This is a genomic window from Streptomyces sp. MB09-01 (assembly GCF_033794505.1).
Lineage (GTDB): Bacteria > Actinomycetota > Actinomycetes > Streptomycetales > Streptomycetaceae > Streptomyces.
The window spans coordinates 1-1,295 of the sequence record NZ_JARAYQ010000557.1 but is presented as its reverse complement, the minus strand read 5'-3'; the positions used below and the strand labels follow the sequence as shown (position 1 = coordinate 1,295).

The 1,295-nt window shown below is 73.0% G+C and carries 1 protein-coding gene and 1 pseudogene; one reads left to right on the top strand and one right to left on the bottom strand.

Features of this window, described 5'->3' with window-relative positions:
• Positions 1–268 (top strand): annotated as a pseudogene (locus PV721_RS43430) (hypothetical protein); the annotation flags it as partial.
• Positions 269–604: 336 nt separating this feature from the next.
• On the opposite strand, the gene PV721_RS43425 reads toward PV721_RS43430, so the two are convergent.
• A complete protein-coding gene (locus tag PV721_RS43425) occupies positions 605–1,054 on the bottom strand; it encodes a PRC-barrel domain-containing protein (protein WP_319734398.1) in 450 nt (149 codons plus the stop codon).
• Between the last annotated feature and the right edge of the window lie 241 nt (positions 1,055–1,295).

The window sequence follows — 1,295 nt, the reverse complement described above, 5'->3', positions numbered from 1 at the left end:
CTGCAAGTTCTACAAGGGCACCGTGTACTGCGAGCACAAGCCCGAAAAGCCCGCCCCCACCACGGAGACCCCGAAGACGGAGACCCCGGAGACGGAGACCCCGAAGACGGAGACCCCGGAGACGGAGACCCCGAAGACGGAAACCCCGGAGACGGAGACCCCCGCCACGGAGACGCCGACCACCGAGCAGGCTCCGGGCCCGCAGTCCGAGTCCTCCCCTGAGACCGGTGAGGCCCCCGTGGAAGGAAGTCCGGGCGCCTCCGGCTGAGCCCGGGACCCGGCCACGTAGCTCCCCCTGCGACTGGCAGTTCACGCAGTGCAGCCGCCTGCAGTCGATCAGCCCCTGGGCCCCACGGCCCCAGGGGCTTCGGCCTGTACTGCCGGGACGGCGTGTCCTCACCGGAGCGGTAGGCGCGTGCCGATCCCGGACTCGGCCAGGACCGCGAGCGGTCGGGCGGGAACCGCGGTCGGTGGCCACCTCCCGGGCGGCCTTCCTATCCGGGCGGCGCGACGCCGCCCGCACCGAGGGCACCGGCGGGGCGGGGTCGGCTACGGCGCAGCGCCCGCGTTAAGTCTCGAGGCGGCCGGCGCCCGGGCGCCCGGCTCACCGTCCCGGCTGCACCCTTTGCAGGCGGGAGACGCTGTGCTCCCGGCCCGTCGAGCCCTCGCGAATGGCCTGCGCCCGGTCCATCACCCCCCACCCCGCGTCACCCTCCGCGTTGACCTCGTCGCGTGCGTCCCGCACCCCGTAGTGCCCGTACAACTGCTGCTCCTCCGACACGGAGAGCACGCTCCCGCAGTCCAGCGCCGCGCAGGGAGCCTGCTCGATCACCGCCACCGGATACGGGACCACCAGGCGCCCGTCCTTCAGCTCCGCCTGGCGCAACGGGACGAACACCCCGCCCAGCCCCGAAGCCCGGTCGGTGATCCGTACCCATTCGGGCCTGCCGGTGGTGTCGTCCACCAGGACGTACTCCACTTGGCCCAAGCGCTGTCCCTGGTCCGTGTGTGCCGCACACCCGGCCATGGCCGCGAGCTGGTCCTGAGTGATCACTGATGCTCCTTACCTCACTGCCGAGCTGCTGTCGCCCGTCGGCTACCCACGCAAGCCGATGGGAAGCGCCGCGCCACCGGCCTGCATGTACTGGCGGGTAAGGAGGCGCTGGCTGTGCGTGGGGGCAGAGGGCACTGCGAACCGCGCGGTCTAGGGGCCGCTGCCGGTTCCGTCTCCCGCGCGCCGGGACGGGTCGGGACCGGGCGGTTGCGGACTGGGTGCGGGTGGATCGGCGGGGTGC